At 70.8% G+C, this 25621-nt stretch carries 27 protein-coding genes and 1 tRNA gene; 17 read left to right on the forward strand and 11 right to left on the reverse strand.

Features of this window, described 5'->3' with window-relative positions; translation table 11 throughout:
- Window positions 1-6: 6 nt before the first annotated feature.
- Window positions 7-1143 carry a LysM peptidoglycan-binding domain-containing protein gene (locus GXW78_RS12625; protein WP_211869171.1) on the reverse strand — a complete coding sequence of 379 codons (1137 nt, stop codon included), beginning with the start codon at window positions 1141-1143 and terminating at the stop codon, window positions 7-9.
- Window positions 1144-1320: 177 nt separating this feature from the next.
- Here GXW78_RS12625 and GXW78_RS12630 point away from each other — a divergent pair, with 177 nt between their 5' ends.
- On the forward strand, window positions 1321-2001 hold the full coding sequence (locus GXW78_RS12630; protein WP_211869172.1) for a cytochrome b/b6 domain-containing protein: 681 nt from the start codon (window positions 1321-1323) through the stop codon (window positions 1999-2001).
- Window positions 2002-2013: 12 nt separating this feature from the next.
- Here the strand turns inward: GXW78_RS12630 and GXW78_RS12635 are convergent, their stop codons facing one another.
- On the reverse strand, window positions 2014-2451 hold the full coding sequence (locus GXW78_RS12635) for a c-type cytochrome (protein ID WP_211869173.1): 438 nt from the start codon (window positions 2449-2451) through the stop codon (window positions 2014-2016).
- A gap of 157 nt (window positions 2452-2608) precedes the next feature.
- Between GXW78_RS12635 and GXW78_RS12640 the strand changes: the two genes are divergently transcribed.
- A tRNA-Pro gene (locus tag GXW78_RS12640) sits at window positions 2609-2685 on the forward strand.
- Window positions 2686-2778: 93 nt separating this feature from the next.
- On the opposite strand, the gene GXW78_RS12645 is transcribed toward GXW78_RS12640, so the two are convergent.
- A complete protein-coding gene (locus GXW78_RS12645; RefSeq protein WP_211869174.1) occupies window positions 2779-2979 on the reverse strand; it encodes a DUF2842 domain-containing protein in 201 nt (66 codons plus the stop codon).
- A gap of 104 nt (window positions 2980-3083) precedes the next feature.
- Here GXW78_RS12645 and GXW78_RS12650 point away from each other — a divergent pair, with 104 nt between their 5' ends.
- Complete coding sequence (locus GXW78_RS12650; protein WP_211869175.1) at window positions 3084-3632, forward strand: adenine phosphoribosyltransferase; 549 nt, start codon at window positions 3084-3086, stop codon at window positions 3630-3632.
- A 39-nt stretch (window positions 3633-3671) separates the two neighbouring features.
- Here GXW78_RS12650 and GXW78_RS12655 read toward each other — a convergent pair whose 3' ends face one another.
- Window positions 3672-4727: an AbrB family transcriptional regulator gene (locus GXW78_RS12655; RefSeq protein WP_211869176.1), complete on the reverse strand. Its 1056-nt coding sequence runs from the start codon at window positions 4725-4727 to the stop codon at window positions 3672-3674.
- 100 nt (window positions 4728-4827) lie between these two features.
- On the opposite strand from GXW78_RS12655, the gene GXW78_RS12660 reads away from it, so the two are divergent.
- Window positions 4828-5139, forward strand: a complete 312-nt coding sequence (locus GXW78_RS12660; protein WP_211869177.1) for a hypothetical protein — start codon at window positions 4828-4830, stop codon at window positions 5137-5139.
- 2 nt (window positions 5140-5141) lie between these two features.
- Here GXW78_RS12660 and GXW78_RS12665 read toward each other — a convergent pair whose 3' ends face one another.
- The 6 genes from GXW78_RS12665 to flgE form a co-directional block, all read right to left on the reverse strand.
- A complete protein-coding gene (locus GXW78_RS12665; protein ID WP_211869178.1) occupies window positions 5142-5483 on the reverse strand; it encodes a flagellar biosynthesis regulator FlaF in 342 nt (113 codons plus the stop codon).
- A gap of 4 nt (window positions 5484-5487) precedes the next feature.
- On the reverse strand, window positions 5488-5907 hold the full coding sequence (locus GXW78_RS12670) for a flagellar biosynthesis repressor FlbT (RefSeq protein ID WP_211869179.1): 420 nt from the start codon (window positions 5905-5907) through the stop codon (window positions 5488-5490).
- A 63-nt stretch (window positions 5908-5970) separates the two neighbouring features.
- Window positions 5971-6801, reverse strand: a complete 831-nt coding sequence (locus GXW78_RS12675; RefSeq protein ID WP_211869180.1) for a flagellin — start codon at window positions 6799-6801, stop codon at window positions 5971-5973.
- Between the two features lie 128 nt (window positions 6802-6929).
- Complete coding sequence (locus GXW78_RS12680) at window positions 6930-7994, reverse strand: flagellin (protein WP_211869181.1); 1065 nt, start codon at window positions 7992-7994, stop codon at window positions 6930-6932.
- A gap of 3 nt (window positions 7995-7997) precedes the next feature.
- Window positions 7998-9515 (reverse strand): flagellar hook-associated protein FlgK, encoded by a 1518-nt coding sequence (locus GXW78_RS12685; RefSeq protein WP_211869238.1) that lies wholly within the window; start codon window positions 9513-9515, stop codon window positions 7998-8000.
- Between the two features lie 23 nt (window positions 9516-9538).
- Window positions 9539-10831: a flagellar hook protein FlgE gene (gene flgE, locus GXW78_RS12690; RefSeq protein ID WP_211869182.1), complete on the reverse strand. Its 1293-nt coding sequence runs from the start codon at window positions 10829-10831 to the stop codon at window positions 9539-9541.
- A 211-nt stretch (window positions 10832-11042) separates the two neighbouring features.
- On the opposite strand from flgE, the gene GXW78_RS12695 reads away from it, so the two are divergent.
- The 8 genes from GXW78_RS12695 to flhA all read left to right on the forward strand — a co-directional run bounded on the left by GXW78_RS12695 (window position 11043) and on the right by flhA (window position 20389).
- Complete coding sequence (locus GXW78_RS12695; RefSeq protein ID WP_211869183.1) at window positions 11043-12467, forward strand: flagellar hook-length control protein FliK; 1425 nt, start codon at window positions 11043-11045, stop codon at window positions 12465-12467.
- A 10-nt stretch (window positions 12468-12477) separates the two neighbouring features.
- Window positions 12478-13137 carry a flagellar hook assembly protein FlgD gene (locus GXW78_RS12700; protein ID WP_211869184.1) on the forward strand — a complete coding sequence of 220 codons (660 nt, stop codon included), beginning with the start codon at window positions 12478-12480 and terminating at the stop codon, window positions 13135-13137.
- Window positions 13138-13312: 175 nt separating this feature from the next.
- Entirely contained in the window at window positions 13313-14956 is a 1644-nt protein-coding gene (gene fliF, locus GXW78_RS12705) for a flagellar basal-body MS-ring/collar protein FliF (protein ID WP_246522095.1), read from the forward strand.
- Between the two features lie 10 nt (window positions 14957-14966).
- Window positions 14967-15959, forward strand: a complete 993-nt coding sequence (gene fliG / locus GXW78_RS12710; RefSeq protein WP_211869186.1) for a flagellar motor switch protein FliG — start codon at window positions 14967-14969, stop codon at window positions 15957-15959.
- A 1-nt stretch (window position 15960) separates the two neighbouring features.
- The gene (locus GXW78_RS12715; RefSeq protein ID WP_211869187.1) at window positions 15961-16608 is read left to right on the forward strand and encodes a hypothetical protein; all 648 of its coding nucleotides are present in this window, start codon (window positions 15961-15963) and stop codon (window positions 16606-16608) included.
- Window positions 16605-16928: a flagellar motor switch protein FliN gene (gene fliN / locus GXW78_RS12720; protein ID WP_246522097.1), complete on the forward strand. Its 324-nt coding sequence runs from the start codon at window positions 16605-16607 to the stop codon at window positions 16926-16928. The genes GXW78_RS12715 and fliN overlap by 4 nt, the downstream gene beginning before the upstream one ends.
- A 2-nt stretch (window positions 16929-16930) precedes the next feature.
- Window positions 16931-18328 (forward strand): sigma-54-dependent transcriptional regulator, encoded by a 1398-nt coding sequence (locus GXW78_RS12725; protein WP_211869188.1) that lies wholly within the window; start codon window positions 16931-16933, stop codon window positions 18326-18328.
- 57 nt (window positions 18329-18385) lie between these two features.
- Window positions 18386-20389 carry a flagellar biosynthesis protein FlhA gene (gene flhA, locus GXW78_RS12730; protein ID WP_211869239.1) on the forward strand — a complete coding sequence of 668 codons (2004 nt, stop codon included), beginning with the start codon at window positions 18386-18388 and terminating at the stop codon, window positions 20387-20389.
- A 4-nt stretch (window positions 20390-20393) separates the two neighbouring features.
- Here the strand turns inward: flhA and GXW78_RS12735 are convergent, their stop codons facing one another.
- Window positions 20394-21317, reverse strand: coding sequence for a hypothetical protein (locus GXW78_RS12735; protein ID WP_211869189.1), 924 nt, complete (start codon window positions 21315-21317; stop codon window positions 20394-20396).
- A gap of 29 nt (window positions 21318-21346) precedes the next feature.
- On the opposite strand from GXW78_RS12735, the gene GXW78_RS12740 reads away from it, so the two are divergent.
- The 5 genes from GXW78_RS12740 (at window position 21347) to GXW78_RS12760 (ending at window position 25480) form a co-directional block, all read left to right on the forward strand.
- Window positions 21347-22267: a hypothetical protein gene (locus tag GXW78_RS12740; RefSeq protein ID WP_211869190.1), complete on the forward strand. Its 921-nt coding sequence runs from the start codon at window positions 21347-21349 to the stop codon at window positions 22265-22267.
- Window positions 22264-23037, forward strand: coding sequence for a nucleotide-binding protein (locus GXW78_RS12745; protein ID WP_211869191.1), 774 nt, complete (start codon window positions 22264-22266; stop codon window positions 23035-23037). The genes GXW78_RS12740 and GXW78_RS12745 overlap by 4 nt, the downstream gene beginning before the upstream one ends.
- A gap of 31 nt (window positions 23038-23068) precedes the next feature.
- A complete protein-coding gene (locus GXW78_RS12750; RefSeq protein WP_211869192.1) occupies window positions 23069-24247 on the forward strand; it encodes an OpgC family protein in 1179 nt (392 codons plus the stop codon).
- Window positions 24248-24252: 5 nt separating this feature from the next.
- On the forward strand, window positions 24253-24990 hold the full coding sequence (locus tag GXW78_RS12755) for an SGNH/GDSL hydrolase family protein (protein ID WP_338147743.1): 738 nt from the start codon (window positions 24253-24255) through the stop codon (window positions 24988-24990).
- 82 nt (window positions 24991-25072) lie between these two features.
- The gene (locus GXW78_RS12760; RefSeq protein ID WP_211869194.1) at window positions 25073-25480 is read left to right on the forward strand and encodes a hypothetical protein; all 408 of its coding nucleotides are present in this window, start codon (window positions 25073-25075) and stop codon (window positions 25478-25480) included.
- Window positions 25481-25621: the final 141 nt, after the last annotated feature.

The raw sequence follows: 25621 nt of genomic DNA on the forward strand, positions 1-25621 counted from the left end.
GCGCGGTCAGCGGATCACGCTGGCCGGTTCCGCCCCCGGCAGTTCGAAGATCTGGCCCGGGAAGATCCGGTGCGGATCACGGATCTGTTCCGTATTGGCGCGGTGGATGACGGTGAAGTGGGTGCCGCGGCCATAGGTGCTGCGGGCGATGCGCCACAAATTTGCGCCCGGCTGAACGACGACGCGGCGGGCTTCCAGGGCACCAGGGGGCAGTTCGTCACGCTGGAACGGCACTTCGATGCGCGCGGCAACCTGGCCGCCGGCGCCGAGCTGGTCCACCCGCAGGGCGTTGCGCCCGACCGGCGGCTGACGTTCCGGCGCCAGCACCCAACGACCGCCGGCATCGGCGACGGCATCGCCCGCGTGCCGGTCGTCGACATAGACGCGGACGGAGGCCCCGGGCGGGGCGCTGCCGGCGAAGCGGATGGCGCCGCCCTCCTCGTAATCGACCGAATCCATGGCGAGGCGGGGTGGGGTGGCGCGCGCCTGCGCGGATGGCGGCGCCACCTGCGGCCCCTGCAGGATGCGCGGCGCGGCACCGGACGCGGCCGGCGGGATCAGGACGGCAATGGGGCCAGAGGCGGATTCGGCGGGCTGCTCGGTCCGCGGCTGAGCCTCGGTCGCGGCCGTGCGGACGGGCTGGGTCGGCGCGGCGTCGGGGACAACCACCACGACGGCGTCGGGGCCGGCCGTCTCCTCCCCCGCGAGGCGCGCGCGCAGTGACAGTTCCCACGCGCCGGAAGGCAGCGGATCGGCTGGCAGGATGACCCATTCGCCCCGGCCATCCGCCCGGGCTCGGCCGAGTTCACGGCCGCCATCGACGATTAGCAGGACCTCGGCGCCGGGCGCGGCACGGCCGGCGATGACGGCGGAACCCCGCGCACCCACGCGCACCACGTCAAAGCGCGGCACCGGACTCGCGGCAGGGGGATCGGCCATGGCAACCGACGTCGCGGCCGCCGGCGCAGCCTCGGTCACCGCCGCGGCGGCGACCGCGGGCGATGAGACGGCCCGGGTGGAGATGGCAGGCGGCGCGGCGGGCACAGCAACAGACCGCGGCGCTTCCGCCGCAGGCCAAAGGACATAGGTAACGGCCGAGAGCAGGGTGAGCCCGCCTAGGCCGAGGAAAGCAACAGGCCGCATCGCGGATTCCGCCGGTGTCCGGTGATCCATACCGCCGATCGCCCCCGGCTGTGCAGACGAAAAACGCTTCGCACGTCATGGCTTGGCGACACTGCCGCAGGCGCGGGGTCAACCAGCCGGCTTCGCGCGGAAGGCGTGTGCGTGGCAGGCTGGCCGGGTTCGGGCGGGAGGATGGCAATGGCCGAACCGAGAGTTGCCGTGCGTGTCTGGGACGCCTGGGTGCGCCTGTTCCACTGGGGCGCCGTGGCCTGCGTCGCCGTGTCCTATGTCAGCGCGCAGCGGGAGGCGTGGGCGGTGCATTATGCCTCGGGCTATACGCTGCTCGCGCTGCTGCTGTTCCGCGTTGGCTGGGGGCTGGCGGGGTCGGAGAATGCGCGATTCGCCGGCTTCGTCCGATCGCCGCTCGCGGCGCTGCGCGAACTGGCACGCTTCCCTCTCCGCGAGGTGGATACCGGGACCACGCACAACCCCGCCGGCGGTTGGATGGTGCTGTTGCTGTTCGCGCTGCTGCTGGCGCAGGCGGTGAGTGGGCTATTCACCAACCACGATGTCGGCTTCACCTATTCCGCCCATGGGCCGCTTGCCAATGCGGTGGCGGAGGGGACCTCCGAATGGTTCTCCAGCCTGCACCGCCGCATCATCGACGTACTTCTGATCGCGATCGGGGTGCATGTGGTGGCGGTCCTCGCCTATGCGGCGGTGAAACGGCAGGACCTGGTGCGGCCGATGCTGACCGGTGTGAAGCGGTTGCCGCCCGCTGCCGCCCACGCGCCCCGGCATGCGCCGCCGCTGCGCGCGCTGGCGCTGCTCGCCGCCGCCGCGGCCGCGGTGTGGGGCATCACACGCATCGGCGCGTGATGCCCACCGCGCCTATCGCGCCGGGCCGCGATAGGCGCGGTGACAGGCGGCACAGGCCGCACCGACCTGGGTGAACCCCGCCGTCGTCGCCGGAAGGTCGCCCGACGCCGCCGCCACCCGCAGCGTGCCCAGGGCGGCGACGATCGTCGTCCGCGCCGCCTCGAAGCCTGCGGGGTCAGACCAGATCGCCGGCAGGGCGCGAGTCTCCCCGGTCTGGGTCCCAGGCGGATACAGCGCCTGCAGATCCCGGTAGAAGGCGGCGATAGTGTCGACGCGCTCCACCAGCGGCCGAGTGTCGCCTCGCGCATCGAGGACGCCCTTGATGGCCTCCATCTGGCGCCCTTCCGTGCGCATGCCTTCCCGGCGCTGAGCGATCACGTCCTGCGCGGCCGCCGCGCCGGCCAGGCCGATCAGCGCCGTGGCCATTCCTGCGAACAATACGGTCTTCATCGTCGTTGGTTCCCACCTCCCCCTTGTTCCGCCAGTGGCGGGCCAAGGCAGGGTGCGGTCTGACCCGTTACTTCCGCAATGGCGACATGCGGGCGACGCCGTCTTGCGGTGCCGCTAACCTGCCGCTATACCGCCGCCTCCGCGGCAGACCCGGCACCGGAGTGTAGCTCAGCCTGGTAGAGCACTGTGTTCGGGACGCAGGGGCCGGAGGTTCGAATCCTCTCACTCCGACCATCCGGAGGGTCTGCCGCCGAAGATCGGGCCGCTGAGCGATCAGCGGCCTTTTTCTTTGCCTGGTCCGGAACGCGGGAGGCCCGGCCTGGGGATTCAGACCCGCTTTCCGCCGCGCACCGCCCAGGCGATCAGCCACTTCGCCGGCCACACCCAGACGATGCCGGCGGCGGCATAGAACAGCAGCTCGACGACCCAGTGCAGCTCACGGACATGGTCCGACAGCAGCAGGATGACGACGACATAGGCCAGGAAACCGCCGATCCCGGCGAGCGAAGCGATCAGGTTGCGCGACATGGCCTGCAATTGCCGGCTTCCGGCGCCGACGCCAAGCCCCGGCCACCGCGATTGGACAGCGCCGCCGCCGATCGGCCAATGTCCGGCCCGGCATTCCCCACCCCATGAACGGCAGTGACGACGTGACGAGCGAGACCCTCGACCTCAAGAACCATATCCGCGGCATCCCGGATTTCCCGAAGCCCGGCATCCTTTTCTACGACATCTCGACCCTGCTGCGGCACGGACCGGCCTGGAAGGCGGCGATGTCGCGGCTCGCCGCGCTGATCGCCCCGCACAAGCCGGACCTGCTGGCGGGCATCGAGAGCCGCGGCTTCCTCGTGGCGGCACCGTTGGCGCTGGAACTGGGGCTCGGCTTCATCATGCTGCGCAAGCCGCGCAAGCTGCCGGGGCTGACCATCGGGCTCAACTACGCCCTGGAATACGGCACGGACCGCATCGAGATGCAGGCGGACGCCGTACAGAAGGGCCAGCGCGTGGTGATCCTGGACGACCTGCTGGCGACGGGCGGGACGATGGCGGCGGGCATCAGCCTGCTACGCCAGGCAGGCGCCGAGGTGCCCTGCGCGGCCGCGCTGATCGAGCTGAGCTTCCTGAACGGGCGCTCGCGGATCGATACGCATTTCGAATCGCTGGCGGCCTACGACGAGTAACGGCGCCCGCGGCAGCCGCGCGAGGCGAAAGCCCGGCCCCTATCGGAACAGCCCAAGCGCCGCCAAGCCGCGCCACAGCGGCAGAACGAACAGGTTGCACAGCACCATCCGCGTCAGGTGAAAGCCGAGCACGAGCGGCACAGCGAGGTTGAGCGCCTGTGCCGTCACCGTCATCTCCGGCATGCCGCCCGGCGCCAGGCCCAGCACGACGGCCGCGACGGGCAGGCCCGCGCCCCAGCCCAGCGCAAGCCCCGCCAGGAGGAGCAGCAGCGACACGGTGAGGCCGGCGACGAGGGAGGCCATCATCGCGCGCCGCGGCGCCCCGCCCAGCCCATCTCGCGCCAAGTGCAGGCCTAGGCTCGCCCCCATGGCGACCTGCGCCGCATCCACCAACCAGCGCGGGACGGATGACGGCAGCACGCCGCTGCCCGACAGCGCCATGGCGAGCAGGCACGGTGCGAGCATCGCCGCATTGGGCAGTCGAATCCTCGCCGCCAGCAGCGCCACCATGGCGCCGGCAACGAGCAGCAGCGCAAGGGCGGGCGCATGCGTGCCCGGCAGCGCCGCACCGAATGGCGAGGCGCCGCCACCGCGCCCCGCGAGGAGCCCTGCCAGCAGCGGATAGGCCAGCACGACGAGCGCCATGCGAAGCGACTGGGCGACCATCACCGCCGGCACCGCAGCACCCGCCTGCCCGGCCAGCGCCGCCATGACCACGACGCCGCCGGGAATGGTGGCGAAGAAGGCGGTGCGGCCGTCGCTGGCGGACAGACGCCGATAAAGCGGCGCGACAGCGATCCCGGCAGCGAGGACGAGGACCGCGCCTGTCAGCATGGCGGGGAGCGCCGCCGCGGTCGCTTCCATCACCGGCCGCGTGAAGCCCTGCCCGAGGGCGAGCCCGAGCACGACGAGCCCCGCCGGCCGGGCCAGAGCCGGCACGGCCGCCGCATTGCGCAGCGCCAGGTAGCCGGTCGCGATCATAGCCCCGATCATCCAGCCAAGCGGCAGGCCCAGCAGCGACAGCAACCCGCCGGCGAGCAGGCACAGCAGCAGCGTGCGCAGATAGGCGTCGGGCGAAGGGGTGGAGGCGGTCACAGGGTGCCAGCGTCGCGCGCCGGCCCGCAGGCGTCAAAGTCGGTCGCGTTTACCTGGCGTTCAGAAACGGTCGCGCAATATGGACGCGGAGACAGGCGTCATGCTGACCGATCCGCTTCGCACCGTCACGACCATCGAACCCGCCAGGGGCGCCCCGCGTGCTGCGGAGCCGGCGGTGGCGGCGCCGGAGGTGCCGGTCGTCGCCACGCCGAATCCACGGCTGCGCCTGGATGGCAGCCTCGGCATGGTCGTGCTGGAATTCCGTGGGCCGGATGGTGAGGTCGCCAACAGCTTCCCCTCCTCCCGCGTTATCGAGGCGTATCGCGCTGCCGCGATCTCCGACACCCCAATGCCGATCGGCGTGGCGCCGCGGCTGGAGCCGCTCGCCGCGCCGGCCGCCCCGGTGGATTGAGATCAGGCGCCGAGCAGCCCCGTCGCCACCTGCTCGTTCACCTCGATCAGGAAGGCGAAGTCGGGTGATGGTTCGTCCATCTCCCGCTGCACGGCGCGGCCGAGCGACACCAGCCCGGCGCGCATCGCCGCTGGCAGGCGGTTCGCCGGATCGACAAGCGCGGATTCCATCGCGAGCCAGAGGCGACGATTGTCCGCGACGGCGCGCATGCGCGCCGGCCCGGTGTCGTCCAGCGCGGCACGCAGGCCAAAGGTGACACGACGGATCACCTCCGCCTCCTGCTCGCGCGGGTCGCGCGCTGCACGCGCAGCGCCATAGGCGCGGGCGATGGGGGATTGCGTCATCGGGTCAGTCCTCCGCCTCAATGCCGGGGGCGGCCATGCCGAGCACCACCTCCTCATGCCGCATCACGCGGCGGACCAGCTTCAGCGCCTGGTAGCACTCATCGGCCTCGGCCGAGGCAAGCGCACGTTCCAGCAGATCCCGCGCCAGGGTCGAGGTCGTCGCCGCCTGGAAATCCGCGATCAGGCGGCGCGCCAGGCCGAGGCCAGCCTCGCGTTCATCGTCGTCCCCGATATAGGCGGTCTGGAGGGCGAAATAGATGCGGCGCGCGGGGGTGGAAGCGGTCTCCGGCGTCATCAGCTGCTTGCCGAAAAGGAAGCGCGCCTTTGCCGTGAGCTCGATGCGCGCGCGATTACGGAAGCGGATCGGCGCGCCGTTGACGACCATCAGGTCGCCCTGACGCAGTTCAAGCACCAAAGTGGACATCCTGTCCTCCCGGCCATCATGAAAGGGCGCGGCCCCCGCCTCGCGGGGGGGCCGCCGCCGGGATCAGCGGAACAGGCTCAGCAGGGTCTGCGGCGCCTGGTTGGCGATGCCGAGCGCCTGGGTGCCGAGTTGCTGGCGGATCTGCAGCGATTGCAGCCGCGCGGATTCCTTCGCGAGATCTGCGTCGATCAGCGCGCCGAGGCCGGATTCCAGCGCATCCGACTTGTCCTTGTTGTAGGCGATCTGGCTGTCGATGTAGCGCGAGTCAGAACCGAAGGTGTTCAGCGCATCGCTGATCGCAGACTGTACCGTCTCGAAATCCCCGCCCGCGGCAAGCGCCGCCTGCGCGCCCGCCGCATCCGTCGGCGCCGCCGCGACGATCAGTGTCGCCGCACCGTCGACCGCGGTGAGGGTATAGGTGGTGCCGGATTCATTGCGGGTGGTGGCGATGTCGCCGCCGGCCGGCGCGGTCGTCGAGAGCAGCGTGCGGCCATTGTACGTCGCATCGGTGATGAAGTTGGTGATCTGCGTCTGCAGCGCGGTGTACTGCGCTTCGTACTGCGAGCGCTGATCGGCGTTCAGCGTGTCGTCGGCCAGGCGCACCAGCGTCTCGCGCACCTTCGTCATCGTCTCGGACACCTTGCCGAGACCAGACAGCGCAGTGTCGAGAATGCCCTTCACGCCGCCAAGCTGCTCATTCGCCGCCGACAGGCCCGCAACGTCGGCGCGCACCGACTGCGCCACGGCGAAGGCCGCACCGTCATCCTTCGCGTCGTTGACGCGATAGCCGGTGGAGATGCGCTTCTGGGTGACGTTCAGCGCATCATTGGTGCGATTGAGCGACTGCAGCGCGACCATCGCGCCGGCATTGGTGTTGACGGAATTCAGTGCCATCGGGGTCTTCCCCTGGTTGCGAAGGCCCTTGCCCGTTCATGGCGACAGGGGCCGGGTTGCACGCCGCGTCTTGCGGTATCGGGGCGATCATGCCCGGTGGGCATTAAGAAGCGCTGAATCCGAGCCGTTCAGAGGAAGTTCGTCAGGCTCAGGGAGGAGACCAGCGCGATCGCCCGATACGAGGCTTCGAGCTGCGTCTTGGTGGCATCCAGCCGGCTCAGCGTCTCGGCCATATCCACCTCCTCGACCGAGGCGAGCTGCGTCTTGAGCGTGATGGTGAGGTCGTCGTGCCGACGCGAGATCGACTGCAGTCGCTCCTCCGTCGCGCCAAGCGCGCCCTGTTCCACGCCGAGCGTATCGATGGCACCGCGGAGCCCGACGCGCACGCTGGCCACGAGGTCGGTGAAATCGGTGCCCAATGCGGCCTGCGACGGGTCGAGCGCCGCCAGGGTGGCAAGCCCGCGCAGGATGTCGCGCGACCAGGATCCGGTGGTCTGCGCGCCGCCGCTGGTCGCTGCCGCGTTACGGTTGGCGACGATGCCGTAGTCGATCGACTGCCCCTCCCCCGTCGGTACGGCTTGCCGCAATTCGGAAAGCCCGCGGGCGGGATCGGAGAGGAAGGCCGAGAAGGGTGTCGTGCCAGCCGCGTCCGAGGCGGCGGCGGCGAGGGTCGCCGCGGCAACCGTCGCGGCATTCCCGGGGGCGAGGCCGGCCACGGCGGCCGCGATGTCGGCCGCCATGCCGGAGGATGCGATGCCCGCGGCGTCGGGAACCGGGGGGTTGGCACTGTCGGTGCCGCCGAAGACGTATTGCCCGGCATGGGTCTCGTTCAGCAGGTTGGCGATCTCGGTCATCGCCGCCCGCGCCTGGGTCGCGACGGCGCTGATCAGCGTCGCGCTGGTGCCGTCGAGCTTCGTTGCCTTCTCATAGAAGTCGGTCGCGATGTCGGCGATGCGCTGCATCGCATTCTGCGTCACCGAAGTCCGCGCCTGGGCGGTGTCGATATTGCCCTGCCAGGCCTCCCGCCGGGCGAGGTCGGCGCGCAGGTCGATCGCAAGGCGGGCCTGCGGCGCGATGTCTCCGTAATGCGGGCCCTTGCGGCCATCAGCGACCTGGCGCGTCAGCGCGTCGAGCCGCATACGGAGCGCGAGCGACCCGGCATCGAGGCGCGAGAGGGTGCTGACCGTCGCCATGGTTCAGCGCACCGCGTTCAGCAGCGTGTCCCACATCGCCTGCACGGTCGACATGACGCGGGCATTGGCGGCGTAGGCGTTCTGCAAGGTGACCATGGCTGCCATCTCCGTATCCACATCGACGCCCGAGCGCTGGGCGAAGCGTTCCGCCAGCCCTTCCACCACGGCACGGGCGCTGGTCGCCCGCGATTCCGCGGCGGCGGCATCGGCCGTCTGCGTCGCGGTGACCATGCCGGCGTAACCGTCGATCGTGGCAGGCGCACCGAAAGGGCTGGAAAGCGTGCCATCCGGCCCGAGGCCGCCGGTCGCGATGGCGGACCAGGCCGTGCCGGGCTGCGCCTCGCTTCCAAAGGTCTGGCTGACGATGCGCGAGATCAGCGTGGTGAAGGAGGCCGGGCCACCGGGTGCGTTCGGCGTGAAGTCGGCGGCGCCGGACGGGTCGGCCGTCACGGCGCGCGTGCCGTCGCGCATCAGCGACGGATTGGTGGCGACGGCGGCATTGACCGTGATGCGGCCGGCGAAGCCGATCATCGCGCTACCGGCATAGGGGACCGAGCTGTCCGGCACCGCGCCGGCCGGATCGGTGAATAGCGTCAGCCCCTGCGCGTCGAAGCGCGTGGCGAGGGTCGCGGCGGTAAGGTCGAGTTCCGCCTGGTAGCGCGGCAGGGTCTGATCGCGCAGCGCCACGGCCTCGGCGAGCCGCCCGCCGATCAGCCGTCCCGTGACGTCCTGGCCGTTCAACGTGATGGCCGGAATGGTGCCGCCGCTGCCATGGAAGGATGACGGGTCGAGCGTCGCCTCGGCGGTCGAGAAGGCGTCCTTGTTGGGGTCGAGCGGCAGGACGAGGCCGTTGCGCGCGACGAGCACGAGGCCGCCATCCTCCCGCTTCAGGGCCTTCACCTCGATCGACTCCGACAGCGTCGCAATGGCGAGGTCGCGCTGGTCCTCCAGCGCGGCGGCCTCCCCCGTCAGGGCGATCTGTTCCCTGATGCGCAGGGTCAGCGCGGCGATGTCGCGCAGCCCGGCATTGATGGAGGAGACCTCGGCGACGATCGTGTCCTGCGCGCGTTGGCGCGTGGTGCCGATCGCGCGCGCCACCTCGTTCAGCCGACCGGCGAGGTCCTGCGCGGCGACGACCGCAGCACCCTGAAGACCGGCTTGGGACGGGTCGGCAAGCAGCGTCTCGAAGCTGTTGCGCAGCATGGCGACGAGGTCGCCGATGCCGTCGCCAGCCTCGGGGCTGCCATGCGCAGCCTCGATGCCCGAAAGCAGGTCGCTGCGCAGCCCGGCACCGGCGGCCGCGGCGCGGCGGCTGTTGAGCTCGGTGACCAGCGCCTCATCCACGTCGCGCGTGCTCGGCAGGGTGCGTACGCCGCCGGTCTCGACGGCGGTGGCCGCGGCGGTCTTGCGCGTGTAGCCGGCGGTGTCGGCATTGGCGACGTTGTTCGCCGCCGCCGTCAGCGCCCGCTGCGTCTGAAGCAGGCCCGAACGCGCGGTGAGCAGGGCGGCTTCGAGGCTCATGGCAGGGTGTTCCTAGCGGTGCTTCAGCGCCGCATGTTGATCGTGTCCTGGAGCATCTCGTCCGTCGCGGTCACGATCTTGGTGTTCGCCGTATAGGCGCGCTGCGCGATGATGAGCTTCGAGAACTCGGCCGCGATGTCGACGTTCGATCCTTCGACCGAGCTTGTCGCGAGCCGCCCTGCCCCGTTGGAGGCAGGGTCGGAGGTGCGGGCCTCCCCGCTTTCCACCGTGCGCATGAAGGCCTGGCCGTCCAGCCGCTGCAGAGCATCCGGCGCATTGAAGGTGGTGATCGGCACGCGCGCGATGACGCGCGACTGGCCGTTGTCATAGTTGATGGCGACGTCACCATTCTCGCGAATGCCGACCGAGGAGAAGGCACCGAGCGGCACGCCGTCCTGTGCGAAGTTGCGCACGACGTATTCCTGGTCGGCGTACTGCGTGACACCACGCGCGGCGCCGAAGGCGCCGAGGTTCAGCGTCATGGCCTGCGGGCCCTGCCCGAAATCGGCGCTGAAGGAGATCAGCGCGGGATCGCCCGTATTGGCAAGGGCGCCGGCGAGCGATCCGGTTGCGTTGGCGAAGCCGCCGATGGTGCCGTCCGGCACTGCGGGGGTCGCCGCCTGGCCGAACTGCACGTCGATGGTGCCGAGCGATCCGCCGCCGTTCGGCGATGAGATGTCGAGCGTCCAAGTGTTCGGCCCGTTGGGGGTCCAGCTGAACGTCATCTCCTGCAGGGCACCAAGGGAATCATAGACGCTGCGCGGCGTACTGACGGCCTCGGTGCCGCCGGCGGGCAGATTGGCCGACATCTCGATGTTGCTGGTCGCGATCGGGTTGAACACCAGTTCGCTGACGCGGATCGGCTGGATCTGGGTGCGGTCCGGATCCCCCGCCGCGTTCGACGCCCAGCCCTGGAGAACGTAGCCCGCGCCGTTCACCATGTAGCCAGTGCGGTCGAGCTGGAAGTCGCCGGCCCGCGTATAGAACTGCCGCTCATCGAAGGTGACCTGGCCATTGGCCGAACCTGTCGGCAGCGAAACCGAGAAGAAGCCCTGACCGGAGATCGCCATCGAGAGCGGGTTCTCGGATTGCGAGATCGTGCCGGCGACGGTGTTCGTGTAGTCGGGCCGCGCCACCACCGAACCGGGCCGGTGCACCGAGGCGGTGCTTTCCGTCAGGTAGGACACGAAGTTGGTGTCGGTGCGCTTGAAGCCGACCGTCTGGCTGTTGGCGACGTTGTCCGAGACATGGCCCAGCGCGCGGGCCTGCGCGTTCAGGCCGGTGATGGCGGTCGTCATGGAGGCGAACAGGGACATCGGGGTCTCCGCGCGGGGCGATGCGAGTCGGCCGATGCTGCGCAACCGGCGTGCCAGTGTCCGGCCGGGGCGGTGCCGGCGGGACGTGCCGCAACGCGGCAGAAGCTGCCGGCGCAGCGGCAGCCGGTGCCCGGCCGACCGCGGCGCGGCACTGGCGCGGGGCTTGCGTGGCCGGCCGTGGCGCAGCCTCGCGCCGAAGGATCAGCCGCCGATGGATGGCATTGCCAGCCTGCTTGCGCCGCCGGGGATCATGACCGTCCCGCCCGGCGCGGCGCCCGTCGTGCCAGGGGGACAGCTATTCGGGCCGCTGCTGGCGCAGGCGGCGCTGGTGGTGGTTACGGGCGAGACGGCCGACGGCACGAACACGCCCGTGACCACGGAGGCGACGGCCGTGCCGGCGCTTGCACCAGCCACTCCTGCAATGTCCTGGGCATTGGGAATGGCGCCTGAGGCTCCGGCCGCGCCGGAGGCTATCGTCGCGACGGCCGCAGCGTCCGGGACATCGCCGGTGCCGCCTGCCTCACCCGTCTCCGACGCACCGCCTGCTGCGCGCTCCGGACCCGAGGCGGAGGCCGCGCCAACTGCACCACCAGCCGCGGCCGGACCCGGTGAACCGCCCGTCGATGTGCAAGCGCCGGCGACGCCGGCGCCGGCGGATGCGACCCCCAGTTCCGAGCCTGACAGCACCGGGCCGCAGGCGGAACCTGCAGCCGCGCAGGCGGGTTCGGCGCCGGTTCCGCCGCTGCCATCCTTGCCAATCATCCTCGCGCTCCACGCGGGCGCGCCGGCGGCGCAACCGCCCGCCCCGGCCGTTGCGGCCGGCGCGATGTCCATGCCCTTCGCCCCTCGCGCCGGGGAAGCCGGTTCCTTCGTTGGGGGCGCTGCCTCCCGGGCGGCCGGACCGGACGCCTCGGCACCGGTGCCGGCTTGGTCCAGGCCGGCAGCAAGCGGCGGTGAGCCAACCACGTCCGGCGCGATGACGGCCAAGCCGGACACCATGCCCGACACCTCCGCGGAGCCAGCGGCGGTGACGACGGCCGTCGATCGCATCGAGCCGGCACCTGCGGTGGAATCGAGCCCGCGGCCGGTGGCCGCCCCGCCCCTACCTCCCGAACCGGTCGAGCCGGTCGGTGCCGCGGCGCCGCCTGCCGGTCCGGCGCCTTCAAGCCCGTCGGCGCAAGACCTCAGCACGCCGCGGTCCGCCGGCGCGGTGCCGCAGGCGACGCCCGGGCGGCAGATCGCCCCGGTACTCGTCGCCGTCGCCATCGCCGGCGGCACCGCGCGGCTCTCCGTCACGCTGGAACCGGCCGAGCTCGGCCGTGTCGAGATCAGCGTGGAGCGTCGTGGCGAGGCGACCGATATCCGCGTCGTCGCCGAGCGGCCGGAGACACTCGCGCTGATCCAGCGGGACCAGCGCGAACTGGACCGCACGCTGACCCAGGCCGGCATCGGCAGCGAGGGGCGCAGCCTGTCCTTCAACCTGTCGGATGGCGGCGGCGGCGGCTTCGCGCAACAGCGCGGCGACGATGCAGGGCGTGCGGCGCGGGGCCCGCCTGGCGCGCCGGGTGTCGGCCCGACTGATACACCGCCACAGCCGCCGCGCCGGCTGCTCTCGCTGCTCGATCTCGCCGTCTGAGGAGGACGTCATGTCAGGTTCCGTCACCAGCACCACCGGCGCCGGCGGCGCCGCAACCGCCGCCACGACGCGGCTCGGCGCGGACCTCAACACCTTCCTGACCATGCTGACGACGCAGTTGCAGAACCAGGATCCGACCAATCCGCTCGACACCAACCAGATGACGAATCAGCTCGTGCAGTTCGCATCGGTCGAGCAGCAGATCGCGATGAACCAGAATCTGACGTCGCTGATCTCGCTGCAGCAATCGACGCAGCTCACGGCTGCCGCACCGATGATCGGGCGGCGGGTCGAGGTCGATTCGAATCGCGTTTCCCTGCAGAACGGCAGCGCCGAGGTCCGGCTGCCGGCCGCCGGCACCGCCCGCACCGCGGAGATCACGGTGACCGACACGGCCGGCCGCACGCTACGGCGGGAGACGGTGACACTCGGTCCCGGCGCGACGAGCTGGACCTGGGACGGCCGGAATGGCGACGGCGCACAGCAACCCGATGGCGCCTACGCCGTCGCCGTCGTGGGGCGCGATGCGAATGGCACGGCCATGGCGCTCTCCCACGCCGTGCGCGGCACGCTGACGGGCGCGCAGCGCGGGCATGACAGGCTGACATTGAGCCTTGGCGCGCTGTCGCTCAGCTTCGACAGCCTGCGAAGCATCCTGCCCGACGGCTGAGGGCCCGTCGGCAACCCGGCATGGAAGGTCGAGTAGCGAGTCGGGCCGTTCCCGGCATTCAACGGAGGCTCCGACGCCGCCGTTAACGGCCGCGCAATCCTGACCCGGCAAGGTCTGCCGCAGGCGGCAGGAGGCGGCCTCGCATGCGGCAGGCGACGACTCTCGGATGGGGCGGATGGGCGAGGGCCTGATCGCGCAGCTGCGCGGGCTGGGCCCCGTGCGCCTTGCAGCGCTGGCCGGCGCGGCCCTCGCCATGCTCGGGCTGCTCGCCTGGTTCGTGCTCCGCGCGGGGCAGCCGCCGATGGCGCTGCTGTACGGCGATCTCGATACACGGGACGCGGGTCAGGTCGTCGCGGCGCTGGAACGCGCGCGGGTGCCCTACAGGCTAGAGGGCGGCGGCACGCGCATCCTCGCCCCTGAAGAACAGGTACCAAGGCTGCGCCTGACATTGGCGCGGGAAGGCCTGCCGCAGGGCGGGTCCGTCGGCTACGAGATCTTCGATCGTGGTGAGTCGCTGACTACCACGCCCTTCCAGCAGGACGTGAACCGGCTGCGCGCGCTGGAGGGTGAGATTGCGCGGTCCATCCGGCAACTCGCTGGCGTGCGCGCGGCGCGGGTGCATCTGGTGCTGCCGCGGCGCGACGCCTTCTCCCGCGATCGGGGGGAGGCACAGGCTTCCGTCGTGCTGACCATGCAGGGTGCGCAGCGCCTGGACCGCGAAGGGGTGCAGGCAGTGCTGCATCTTGTCGCGACGGCCGTGCCGGGGCTGCGGCCGCAATCCGTCTCCATCGTGGACAGCCGCGGTGCGCTGCTGGCGCGCGGCGGGCAGGCGCTGGCCGGACCGGCGGCGAACCTTTCCCAGGAGGAGATGCGCCGCACGCAGGAGTTGCGCATCGCCCGCGCGGTCGAGGAGATGCTCGAACGCACGCTAGGGCCGGGCCGCGTGCGGGCCGAGGCAACGGTCGAGATGGATTTCGACCGCGTGCAGACGACCGAGGAACGCTTCGACCCCGAGAACCAGGTGCCGCGCAGCCAGCAGAGCAGCCAGGAATCATCGCGCGGGTCGGAAGGCGGCGCGACCACGGTGCAGAACAACGTGCCGAATGCTGATCCGAATGGCGGCGCCTCGACGACGCAGGAGAACCGGTCGGAGGAGACGACGAACTACGAGATCGGCCGCACGACGCGCAACACGCTGCGCGAGCATCCGGTGGTGAAGCGGCTGTCCGTCGCCGTGCTGGTGGATGGCGTGTGGGAGACGCCGGCGGCCGGCGGCGCGCCGAGCTTCCGTGAGCGAACGACGGAGGAGATCGCGCGCATCGCATCCCTGGTTCAGGGTGCCGTCGGCTATGACGAACGGCGCGGGGACCGGGTGCAGGTGGTCTCGCTGCGCTTCGCCGAACCGCCGGTGGGGGAGGCAGCGGGCCCCGGCATGTTCGATCTCAGCTTCAGCAGCACGACCATCGCGCGGCTGGTGGAAAGCGCGATATTCGCGGCGGTGGCGCTGGTCGCGATCCTGCTGATCGGGCGGCCGGCGGTGGGGCGGTTGGTGACGCTGGCGGCGCGGCCGGCGATCGCCGCGGCCGGCGGTGCGACGGCGGTTGCCGGACCGGTTGGCGCGGCCGCCCTGCCCGGACAGCCCGGCGAGCACCCCGCCCTGACCGGCACTACCGAGGAGGATCACGCGATGATCTCACTTGCGAATGTCGAGGGGCAGATGCGCGCCTCCTCCATCTCCCGTCTCCAGGAACTCGTGGACCGACATCCGGACGACGCGCTCGGCGTGGTGCGACGCTGGATGGCGCCGGACGCGACGTGAGGACCGTGACATGCATCTGAACGGCGCCCAGAAGGCCGCGACCTTCATGCTCGCGATCGGCGAGGACCACGCCGCGCGGTTGTTCGCGAAGATGCATGAGGACGAGATCCGCGACATCTCCCAGGCCATGGCGAGCCTCGGCACCGTGCCGGCTTCGGCGGTGGAGGAGCTGTGCCGCGAGTTCGCAGAGAATATCGGCCAGACCGGCAATCTCGTCGGTTCCTGGGAGACCACCGAGCGCATGCTGCTGAAGACGCTGCCGCGCGAGCGCGTCGCCCAGATCATGGAGGAAATCCGCGGCCCGGCCGGCCGCACCATGTGGGACAAGCTGGGCAACGTGAATGAGGCCGTGCTCGCGAACTATCTGAAGAACGAATACCCACAGACCGTCGCCGTGGTGCTGACCAAGGTGAAGGCCGACCACGCGGCGCGCGTGCTGTCCCTGTTGCCGGAGGGATTCTCGATGGAGGTCATCATGCGCATGCTGCGCATGGAGACCGTCCAAAAGGAGGCGCTGGACGGCGTCGAGAAGACGCTGAAAGCCGAGTTCATGTCGAACCTGGCCCGCGCGCAGCGGCGCGACGCGCATGAGATGATGGCAGAGATCTTCAACAATCTCGACCGACAGTCCGAGACGCGCATCCTCGCCGCGCTGGAGGAACGCAACCGCGATGCGGCGGAACGTATTCGCGGGCTGATGTTCACCTTCGACGACCTGTCGCGCATGGATGGTGGCGGCGTGCAGGTGCTGATGCGCGCGGTGCCGAAGGATCAGCTCACCCTCGCGCTGAAGGGCGCGTCGGAGACGCTCCGCGACCTGTTCATCAAGAACATGAGCGAGCGCGCGGCGAAGATGCTGAAGGACGACCTTGCCAATCTGGGGCCGGTCAAGCTGCGCGACGTGGACGATGCGCAGGCAGCGATCGTGCTGCTGGCGAAGGATCTCGCGGCGCAGGGCCAGATCCAGATGCAGGATGGGCGCGAGGAGGAGCTGGTCTACTGACATGCCGGACGCCTTTGCCCCTGCCGCCGAACTACCGGCGGCCGCCCCCTTTGTGCCGACCATGCTGATTGCGGCACTCGATGCCGCGCGGCGCGAAGCCATGGCCCCGCCCCCACCCCCCGCCCCGGAACCGCTCGAGCCTCTGCTGGAGGAAGCTCGCCGCGGCGGGTGGGAGGACGGGCTGGCCGAAGGTCTGCGCCGCGCCGCCGCGTCGCAGGAAGCGGCAGCCGTGCGGATTGCCGAGGCAGGCGTCGACGCGCTGCGGCTTGGCGAGGCGCAGGCGCATGCGGCGGCGACTGCGGCAGCGCACGATCTGTCGCGGCTGGTGCTCTCCATGCTGGATGCTGCGCTGCCGGGGCTGGCGGCGGACCAGGCCGCGTCCCTCGCTGCCGCCTTCGCCCGCCGCGTCGCGCCAATGCTGGAAGCGGTGCCGGAAGCGCGGCTGCTGGTGCCGGCGGGGTTCGGCGATGCGGTACGGGCGCTGCTCGCGCCGACGCGGATTGCCGTCGAGGAGGATGCCGCCTTGCCGCCGGGCGACGCTCGCGCGGCGTGGCGCGCGGGTGGTGCGGCGCTCGATCTCGCTGCGCGCCGCAGGCGATCCGCAACGTCCTGGATACATCCGGCCTTGGGCCGAAGGAGTAGCGCATGAGCGGAACGCAGGGCTTCGAACCGGTCTCGGCGGCGTCGGAGGAGGCACGGCAAGCCGCCCCCGCCCCGGCGCGCGAACTGGAGGCGGTCTACGACATTCCGGTGCAGATCTCGGCCGTGCTGGGGCGGGCGACCATGCAGGTGTCGCAGCTGCTGAAGCTTGGGCGCGGCGCGGTGGTGGAGCTCGACCGCAAGCTTGGCGAGGCCGTCGACATCTATGTCAACAACCGCCTCGTCGCGCGCGGGGAGGTGGTGATGGTGGACGACAACCGCCTCGGCGTGACGATGACCGAGATCGTGAAGTCGGACCGGGGCGTCTGACCATGGCGCGCATCCTGATCATCGGCTCGATGGAGGCGGAACTCGGCCTCGCGGCGCGCATCGCCGCCGCGCGCGGGGCGAAGCTGGCGACGGCGGAAGGGGCGGCGGCGGGGCTCGCGCGGCTGCGGGCGGAAGGGGCGGACCTCGCCCTGTGCGACGTGATGCATGACGTCGCCTGGCTGATCGACCAGATGGCGGCCGAGCGTATCGCCTGCCCCGTCGTCGCCTGCGGCCGGCCGGATGATGCGGATGGCGCCGTGCGGGCGATCCGCGCCGGCGCGAAGGACTACCTGCCGCTGCCGCCGGATCCGGACCTGATCGCGGCGATGTTGCAGGCGGTGGCGGGCGATCCGGAGAAGCCGATCGTGCGCGATCCGGCGATGGGCCTGCTGCTGGCGCGTGCGGAACAGGTCGCACGGGCGGAGGCGTCCGTGCTGATCACCGGGGAGAGCGGCACCGGCAAGGAAGTGCTCGCGCGGCACATCCATGTGGCATCTCGGCGCGCACGCGGCCCCTTCGTCGCGCTGAACTGCGCGGCGCTGCCCGAGGCGCTGCTGGAATCCGAGCTGTTCGGCCACGAGAAGGGTGCGTTCTCCGGCGCGGTCGCGGCACGCCGCGGCAAGTTCGAACAGGCCGAGGGCGGCACGCTGCTGCTGGATGAGATCGGCGAGATGGACCCGCGGCTCCAGGCCAAGATCCTGCGGGCGATCCAGGAGCGGGAGATCGACCGGCTGGGTGGCTCGGCGCCTGTGAAGGTGGATGTGCGCATCCTGGCGGCGACGCATCGCGACCTGGCGCGAGAGGTCGCGGCCAACCGGTTCCGGGAGGATCTGTATTTCCGCCTCGCCGTCGTCCGGCTCCGCATCCCGGCGCTGCGCGAAAGGCGGGACGACATCATGCCGCTCGCGCGGCACTTCGCCGAACGTTATGCGCGTGCGAACGGGCTGCCGCTGCGCGGGCTGTCGGTCGCGGCGGAAGCGGTGCTGCTGGCGCATCCCTGGCCCGGCAATGTGCGGGAACTGGAGAACACGCTGCATCGCGCCGTGCTGCTTGCGGAGGGCCATGATATCGGCGCGGAGGCGATCGACCTGCTCGAGCACCGCGCGCCCGAGGCGCCATCCGTTGCCGCCTCCGTGCCCACGCTCTTGCCGGCATCGGTGGCGATCCCGGCGCCGGTGAAGCCACCCGTCTCCGCCCTCGTCGGCCGGCGTGTCGACGATGTCGAGCGCGACCTGATCCTCGAAACCCTGTCGCACTGCCTCGGCAACCGGACGCGGGCGGCTGAAATGCTCGGCATCTCCATCCGCACGCTACGCAACAAGCTGCACGAGTACCGCGCGGCGGGTGCTGCCGTGCCGCCGGTGCCGGGCCAGATGCCCATACCGCTGCCGGTCGCGTAGCGCGTGAACGCCATCGCCCTTCCCGGCTGGCTGCGGCGCGCGCAGCCCGGCACCGACATGTCGCTGGCGCTCGGCGTCGCGGCGCTGCTCGTCGTGCTGGTCGTGCCGCTGCCGGTCATGCTGCTGGATGCAGCGCTGGCGATCTCGATCACGGTGTCCGTGCTGGTGCTGATGGTGGCGCTGTTCCTGCGGCGGCCGCTCGACTTCACCTCCTTCCCCACGCTGCTGCTGCTGACGACGCTGCTGCGCCTCGCGCTGAACGTCGCGACCACGCGCATCATCCTGACGCATGGGGCGGAAGGACCGGAGGCGGCCGGCCATGTCGTCTCGGCCTTCGGCGGGTTCCTGATGGGCGGCGACGTCGTCGTCGGCCTGATCGTCTTCGCGATCCTGCTGGTGGTGAACTTCATGGTCATCACCAAGGGTTCCGGCCGCATCGCGGAGGTCGCGGCGCGCTTCAGCCTCGATGCCCTGCCCGGCAAGCAGATGGCGATCGATGCCGATCTCTCCGCCGGCCTGATCAACGAAACCGAGGCGCGCAACCGCCGGAAGGAACTGGAGGAGGAGACCGGCTTCTACGGCGCCATGGACGGTGCCGCGAAATTCGTGCGCGGGGACGCCATCGCTGGGCTGATCATCACCTTCATCAACCTGATCGGCGGGATGGCGATCGGCGTCGCGCGTCATGGGCTGTCGGTGGGAGAGGCGGCGCAAACCTTCTCGATGCTCACCGTCGGCGACGGGCTGGTCAGCCAGATTCCCGCACTGCTGGTCTCGGTCGCGGCCGGCATCGTCGTCACCAAGGGCAGCACGGAAGGCACGGCGGATGAGGTGATGCTCGGCCAGCTTGGCGCCGGGCCGAAACCGCTCGCCATCGCCGCCGGTGCGGCGGGGGTGATGGCCCTGCTGCCGGGGATGCCGATGCTGCCCTTCCTGGCCGTCGCAGGCGCTGCCGGCACCGCGGCCTGGGCGACGCATCGGCGCGCCGCCGCACCGCCGCCCGAAGCGCAGGCGCCAGCCATCACCGACCCGCCCATCGCCGAGACGCTGCGCATCGACCTGCTGCGTCTGGAACTCGGCTACGGGCTGCTGTCGCTCGCGGCCGGGGAGGCGCCGCGGCTAACCGAGCAGATCAAGGGCCTCCGGCGCACCATCGCGCAGGATATGGGCTTCGTCCTGCCCTCCGTCCGCATCCAGGACAACCTCGCCCTGCCGGCCGACACCTACGCGATCCGGGTGAAGGAGATCGAGGCCGGGCGTGGCCAGCTGCGACCGCCGCTGCTGCTGGCGATCGACCCATCCGGCAACGTGCCGAACCTGCCGGGCGAACGCTGCCAGGAACCGACCTTCGGCCTGCCCGCCATCTGGATCGAGGAAACGCGGCGTGAGGAAGCGCTCGCGCGAAGCTGCACCGTGGTGGATGCGGCCGGCGTCGTCGCGACGCATCTCACGGAGCTCGTGCGGGAGAACATGGCGGAGCTGCTCTCCTTCGCCGAGACGCATAAGCTGATCGACGAATTGCCGGCGGAGCACCGCAAGCTGGTCGCGGATCTGGTGCCGTCGCAGATCGGCATGGGCGGTATCCAGCGGGTGCTGCAGGCCTTGCTGGCGGAACGCGTGTCCATTCGCGACCTGCCGACCGTGCTGGAGGGCATCCAGGAAGCCTGCGCGGCCGGGGCGCGGACCGTCCCGGGCATCCTTGCCATCGTCCGGGCGCGCCTCGCGCGGCAGCTCTCCGACGCGGCACGTGGGCCGCACGGCTACGTGCCGATGATCACGCTCTCGGCGGATTGGGAGGTGGCCTTTACCGAGGCGCTGATCGGCCCACCGGAGGAACGCCAGCTCGCCATGGCGCCGTCGCGCCTGTCCGATTTCATGGAGACGCTGCGCAGCGCCTTCGATGCTGCGACGGCGGCGGGTGAGCAGCCGGCGCTGATCTGCTCCGCACCGATCCGGCCGCATGTGCGCGCCATCGTCGAGCGCTTTCGCCCCTCGACGATGGTTCTCGCGCATACCGAGATCCACCCGCGCGCCAGGATCCGCACCATTGGCAGCGTGTGACGCCTCAGCCCTGCGCGATGGCGGCGAGTTCCCGCCGTACGATCGCGGCGATCTCGGGTGCCGGGATGCGGGCGAGCGCCGCGAGGTCCCTGCCCTGCGCCGCGCGTTCCACGATGGCGAGGCCGAGGACGTAGCCGCTGCGCGCCGGGATGGTCCCGCGATAACCATAGCCGAGGTATCGCGAGCGTTCCGCCAAGCCCGTCGCGTCCAGCTGCGTCGGCAGTTCGGCCGCGACGCGGCGCAGGACGGCGGCGTCCATCGATGCCAGCATCTCGTCGCCCATGAAGGCGGTGACGCGCGGAGTTCCCGGGTTCAGCAGCGCTGTCGCATGGACCGCCAGCCCCTCCTTCCAGATACCGAGCCAGAGCGGATCGCCGCCCTCCATGATCAGGGAGGGGTTCACCTGATGGTGGTAGAGGTGGAAGCGCTCGTGATCGAGCAGCGGTCCGGGCTCCTCCCCATGCAGCAACACGATCATGTCGAGGCCGAGAAACAGCGCCATGCGTCCCTGCACCGACCGTGCCCGGCCATCGAACCACAAGAACGACACGAAGGCCGTCGCCGGCACATCCGGCTCCGCATCGGGCAGCAGGCGCTGGAACTGCGCGAGCCGCGCACACCACAGATCCGACAGGCGCTGGGACAACGACCGCACCGTGCCGGCGACCGGGTCGAAGCGCGGCAGCCAGGCGGCGACGTCCACGCGGGCGATGCCGGCGGCACGATAGGCGTCGATGTTCGGCTGGAGGTAGGCGGCGATCAGCGCCCGCGCCCGATCGACCGCATTGCCCGGCGGCAGCGCGTCATACGCGGCCCAGAAGGACGGCATCAGATCCTGCACCGGCCCGCAGGCGCGGGCCGGTCCGGACAGCGTCGCGCCGGCGGCGGCGAGCAGCGCCGTCCGACGCCGCATCGTTCGGTTCTGCATCGCGCCATCCTAGCCGCAACGGGTGCCGCATGCGCCTGAAGACCTTCAGCGCCCGGCGCATGGACGAAGCCATGTCGCTGCTGCGGGAGGAGCTGGGCGCGGAGGCGATCATCCTCTCCACGCGCCGCACCGGGAGCGGCGTCGAGATCACCGCGGCGCTGGAAGCCGAGGAACCGGTGCTGATTCCCCCCGCCGCGCCGACGATGGCTGCGCCGCCGGGGCCGCTGACCTTTCACAACCTGCCCGAGGCGCTCGGCCGGTGCCTCGCGCGAGGGCCGCTGGACCAGACGCTCGCCGGCGCGCTGGGATTCGGGCCGATGCCGGATGGGCGGGACAGGCCCATCATGCTCGTCGGGCCGCCGGGCGCGGGCAAGACGCTCACCTGCGCGAAGCTCGCGGCACGGATGGTCCTGGGTGGCACGCCGCCGGTGATCGCGACGACCGACGGGCAGCGGGCCGGCGCGGCGGCGCAGCTTGCGGCCTTCACCGGCGTGCTGGGGCTGACGCTGGCGGTCGCGCCCTCGGCCGCCGCGCTCGGCAAGGCGCTGGCGCGGCGGATGCCGGGGCAGCCGGCGTTGGTGGACAGCGCCGGCTGCGACCCCTTCGACACGCGGCAGGCCGTCGCACTGCACGCGCTGGCGGCGGCCGCGCAGGCCGACCTCGTGCTGGTGCTGCCGGCGGGGCTCGATGCGCAGGAAGCCGCCGACCTCGCCCGCGCCTTCGCCGCGCTTGGCGCGCGGCACCTTCTGCCGACGCGGCTGGATGCCGCGCGGCGGCTCGGCGCCGTGTTGGCCGCGGCCGAGGCCGGGCCGCTGCTGCTGACCGAGGCCGGGATCAGCCCGGAAGTGGTGGATGGGCTCGAACCGCTTTCCCCCGCGCGGCTTGCGGCGCGGCTCGCCGCCGCGCCGCGCCGCGACGCCCCACTTGCCGCCGAGGAAGCTGCATCATGACCCATGTCGCCGCGCGCTCCGCCATTTCCGCCGGGCGGGTCCTCGCCGTCGCCTCCGGCAAGGGGGGCGTCGGCAAGACTTGGTTCGCCATCACCCTCGCCCATGCGCTGGCGCGGCACGGGCTGCGCGTATTGCTGGTCGATGCCGATCTCGGCCTCGCCAATATCGACGTGCAGCTCGGCTTCCAGCCGGCGCGCGACCTTTCCGCGGTGATCGGCGGCACGGTCGCGGCCGAGGACGCCGCCATCGCGCATCCGGCGGGCTTCGCGATTCTCGCTGGTCGGTCGGGGTCGGGCGCACTATCGATGCTCGACCACGCTGCACTCAGTGCCATGCTCGCCCTGCTGCCACGGCTGGCCACGGCTTGGGATCGGGTCGTGGTGGATCTCGGCGCCGGGCTTGAGGCACCGCAGCGCCGCATCGCCGCGGCCGCCGACACGCTGCTGGTGGTCGCGACCGAGGAACCAACCAGCCTGACCGACGCCTATGCCGTCCTGAAGCTGCATGCGCGCGACCGGCCGGGCGGGGATGCACGGATCGTGGTGAACCTCGCGGGCGATGCCGCGGCCGGCACGCGCACTCATGGGGCGCTGGCGCGCGCGGCTGCCGCCTTCCTGAAGCGCGACGTGCCGCTCGCCGGGGTGATCCGGCGCGATGCCAGGGTGCGCGACGCCATCCGCCACCAGGCACCGCTACTGACACGTCACCCGGGGTGCAACGCCGCACGGGACGTGGAGGCGATCGCGCGCGGACTCGCTGCCATACCGTAACGCTTCATCGCTTGCGGCGCCTGCCGGTCTGGTGTTCACCGGCGCGATGGCGGCACTGGTACGACTAGACCGGGATCTGCGCGTTGACTTCATCCGCGGCTTCTCGCTGTGGGCGATTTTCGTGAACCACACGCCGGGCAACTGGCTCGGCCACATCACCCCCCGTAACTACACGCTGGCGGACGCGACCGAATCCTTCGTCCTGCTCGCCGGCTATGCGGCCGGGCTCGCCTACGGGTCGATCATGGACCGCCAGGGGTGGTTCTTCGCGGCATCGCGCGTCATGGGGCGGGTCTTCACGCTGTATGTGGCGCACATCTTCCTGCTGGTGGTGTTCACGGCGCAGGTCGGATTATCCGCGGCACGGTTGGACAGCGCGGCGTATCTGGACGAGCTGCATCTCGACCCCTTCGCCTCCGATCCCTATCGCGCACTGCTGGAGGCGCTGCTGCTGCGCTACCAGCCGTCATTCCTCAACATCCTGCCGCTCTACATCACCGTGCTGGCGCTGTTCGCGGTCGCCATGCCGCTGCTGCGCTGGCCGGCGGTGATGCTGGGTGCCTCGGCAGGGTTATGGGCGGCGGCGCGCGTATTCGACATCACCCTGCCCTCCTGGCGGGGCGAGGATTGGTTCTTCAACCCCCTCGCCTGGCAGCTGCTGTTCTTCATCGGCTGCGCGCTGGGCTACCGGCCGCCGAATGGGCATCCCCTGAGCGTGCCATGGCGACGCTGGGCGGGGGCGCTGTGCTGGTTGATGCTCGCAGCCGGCGCCGTGATGACGGTGCTGCTCTACTTCGCCTGGGAGTTCACGGAGGCGCGCCTGCCGGCTTTCGCGCCGTTCCTGGCAGCGATCGACAAGGCATCGCTGCATCCGGCGCGGTTGCTGACCATCCTCGCATTGACCTACCTGATCGCGCATCTGGTTCCGAAGGACGCCGCGTGGCTGCGGAGCCGTGCAGCCCAGCCCTTCAACCTGATGGGCCAGCAGGCGCTGCCGGTGTTCTGCGCGGGCATCGCGCTGTCCTTTCTCGGCCGTGTCGCGCTTGAGGAATCGGATGGCTGGGCGATGCAGTCGGCGGTGAATCTCGTTGGCGCCGCAGCCCTGATCGGGCTCGCGCTGCTGACCGCCTGGTACGGCTCGGAGAAGCGCGGCGGCCGGCAGACGCCGCCTTCGGGCTTGCAGCCGCCGCCCCGTATCGATAACGCTTGAGTGAGATGCAACGCATCCTGGCCCTGCTGGTCGGATTGAGCCTTTCGCTGCCGGCGACGGCATCGCAGGGGCCGGGTTGCGGTGCGCCGGAGGAATGGCTGCAATCGCCGCCTCTGCCGGCGACCGCCGCCGGCATCGCCACCGGCAGGCTCACCATCCTCGCTGTCGGCACGGCCTCCGTCACCGGCGCCGGCACCAGCAGCCCGGCGGCCGCGTGGCCGGCCCGGCTCGAGGCGCTGCTGCGGGAGCGTCGGCCGGACCTGCAACTGCGCTTCGAGATGCGCGGCGAACGCGGCAGCACGGCCGCCGACCAGTGGCGACAGATCCAGGAAGCGATGCGCGGCCGCGCCCGGCCCGACTTGGTGATCTGGCAGGCCGGCACGACCGAGGCACTGCGAAGCCTGCCGATCGACGACATGGCGACGATCGTCGGAGAAGGCCTGGAACGGCTGCGCGCCCGCGGCATCGACGCCGTGCTGATGGGCATCCAGTTCAGCCGCTTCCTCCGCGCCAATGTGGACCTGGAGCCGTATCGAGACGCGCTGCGGCTGCTCGCCGCGACCGGGAATGCCGGGTTCTTCTCACGCTACGACATCATGCGCGCCTGGGTGGATGCCGGCACGGTGGATGTGGAGCGCGCGGCGACGGCGCGCCGGACGGCCGAGGTGGACAAGCTGAACGACTGCCTGGCGCGGGCGCTCGCCGCGTTCATCCGGGACGGGGTGGAGGAGGCGCGGCGCTAGGCCGAATTATCTTTCACGCCTCCGTGTGATCCTGCAATCCTAACATCCCGGCCGGCAGGCGGCTGATGGAAGGGAGCCACGAATGGCTGGCTGGATTGCATCACCGCCGAACTGGGCGCACGGCATCTATGATTTTGGCCTCGTCTACAATGAGCAGACCGGATGGCATGCCACGCTGCAATGTCACATCACGGTCTGCAAGGAGGATTCAAAGAGCGGCGCCAACGTCCACATCTCCTTCTACATGACGCAGGGGCAGCAGATCAGCGTGTATATTCCGGGAAATTCCTGGAAGAAGATCTTCTTCAAGCCCGATGCCAATGGCGATCTTTACGACGATGGCGGTCCGGGCGCGCCCTTCATCCGTGGCATGCCCTGTTACGACGTCATCCAGACGAGAGCGTTCAGCTGCTTCTACGAAAAGTATCCGAACATGAAGAAGCAGGCGCCGCTCGAGATCAACGACGCGTCGAAGTGGCCGTCGCTGTAGGGGCAGGCTTCGAGCCTACGGGAGGAACCGGGGCGTCATCCACTGCCGCGCCGGCCGCCGCGCCATCGCGCCACGCCAACGGTCGCGATGGTCCGGCCCGCGCAGCTTCACCCGGTGTTCCGCAGCACCCTTGGCGCCGAT

It is taken from the genome of Neoroseomonas terrae, from assembly GCF_018129025.1.
Lineage (GTDB): Bacteria > Pseudomonadota > Alphaproteobacteria > Acetobacterales > Acetobacteraceae > Neoroseomonas > Neoroseomonas terrae.

Coding starts and splice junctions, on each gene's coding strand:
- GXW78_RS12625 (WP_211869171.1), bottom strand. CDS start 1,143: ATGCGGCCTGTTGCTTTCCTCGGCCTAGGCGGGCTCACCCTGCTCTCG.
- GXW78_RS12630 (WP_211869172.1), top strand. CDS start 1,321: ATGGCCGAACCGAGAGTTGCCGTGCGTGTCTGGGACGCCTGGGTGCGC.
- GXW78_RS12635 (WP_211869173.1), bottom strand. CDS start 2,451: ATGAAGACCGTATTGTTCGCAGGAATGGCCACGGCGCTGATCGGCCTG.
- GXW78_RS12645 (WP_211869174.1), bottom strand. CDS start 2,979: ATGTCGCGCAACCTGATCGCTTCGCTCGCCGGGATCGGCGGTTTCCTG.
- GXW78_RS12650 (WP_211869175.1), top strand. CDS start 3,084: ATGAACGGCAGTGACGACGTGACGAGCGAGACCCTCGACCTCAAGAAC.
- GXW78_RS12660 (WP_211869177.1), top strand. CDS start 4,828: ATGCTGACCGATCCGCTTCGCACCGTCACGACCATCGAACCCGCCAGG.
- GXW78_RS12665 (WP_211869178.1), bottom strand. CDS start 5,483: ATGACGCAATCCCCCATCGCCCGCGCCTATGGCGCTGCGCGTGCAGCG.
- GXW78_RS12670 (WP_211869179.1), bottom strand. CDS start 5,907: ATGTCCACTTTGGTGCTTGAACTGCGTCAGGGCGACCTGATGGTCGTC.
- GXW78_RS12675 (WP_211869180.1), bottom strand. CDS start 6,801: ATGGCACTGAATTCCGTCAACACCAATGCCGGCGCGATGGTCGCGCTG.
- GXW78_RS12680 (WP_211869181.1), bottom strand. CDS start 7,994: ATGGCGACGGTCAGCACCCTCTCGCGCCTCGATGCCGGGTCGCTCGCG.
- GXW78_RS12685 (WP_211869238.1), bottom strand. CDS start 9,515: ATGAGCCTCGAAGCCGCCCTGCTCACCGCGCGTTCGGGCCTGCTTCAG.
- flgE (WP_211869182.1), bottom strand. CDS start 10,831: ATGTCCCTGTTCGCCTCCATGACGACCGCCATCACCGGCCTGAACGCG.
- GXW78_RS12695 (WP_211869183.1), top strand. CDS start 11,043: ATGGATGGCATTGCCAGCCTGCTTGCGCCGCCGGGGATCATGACCGTC.
- GXW78_RS12700 (WP_211869184.1), top strand. CDS start 12,478: ATGTCAGGTTCCGTCACCAGCACCACCGGCGCCGGCGGCGCCGCAACC.
- fliF (WP_246522095.1), top strand. CDS start 13,313: ATGGGCGAGGGCCTGATCGCGCAGCTGCGCGGGCTGGGCCCCGTGCGC.
- fliG (WP_211869186.1), top strand. CDS start 14,967: ATGCATCTGAACGGCGCCCAGAAGGCCGCGACCTTCATGCTCGCGATC.
- GXW78_RS12715 (WP_211869187.1), top strand. CDS start 15,961: ATGCCGGACGCCTTTGCCCCTGCCGCCGAACTACCGGCGGCCGCCCCC.
- fliN (WP_246522097.1), top strand. CDS start 16,605: ATGAGCGGAACGCAGGGCTTCGAACCGGTCTCGGCGGCGTCGGAGGAG.
- GXW78_RS12725 (WP_211869188.1), top strand. CDS start 16,931: ATGGCGCGCATCCTGATCATCGGCTCGATGGAGGCGGAACTCGGCCTC.
- flhA (WP_211869239.1), top strand. CDS start 18,386: ATGTCGCTGGCGCTCGGCGTCGCGGCGCTGCTCGTCGTGCTGGTCGTG.
- GXW78_RS12735 (WP_211869189.1), bottom strand. CDS start 21,317: ATGCAGAACCGAACGATGCGGCGTCGGACGGCGCTGCTCGCCGCCGCC.
- GXW78_RS12740 (WP_211869190.1), top strand. CDS start 21,347: ATGCGCCTGAAGACCTTCAGCGCCCGGCGCATGGACGAAGCCATGTCG.
- GXW78_RS12745 (WP_211869191.1), top strand. CDS start 22,264: ATGACCCATGTCGCCGCGCGCTCCGCCATTTCCGCCGGGCGGGTCCTC.
- GXW78_RS12755 (WP_338147743.1), top strand. CDS start 24,253: ATGCAACGCATCCTGGCCCTGCTGGTCGGATTGAGCCTTTCGCTGCCG.
- GXW78_RS12760 (WP_211869194.1), top strand. CDS start 25,073: ATGGCTGGCTGGATTGCATCACCGCCGAACTGGGCGCACGGCATCTAT.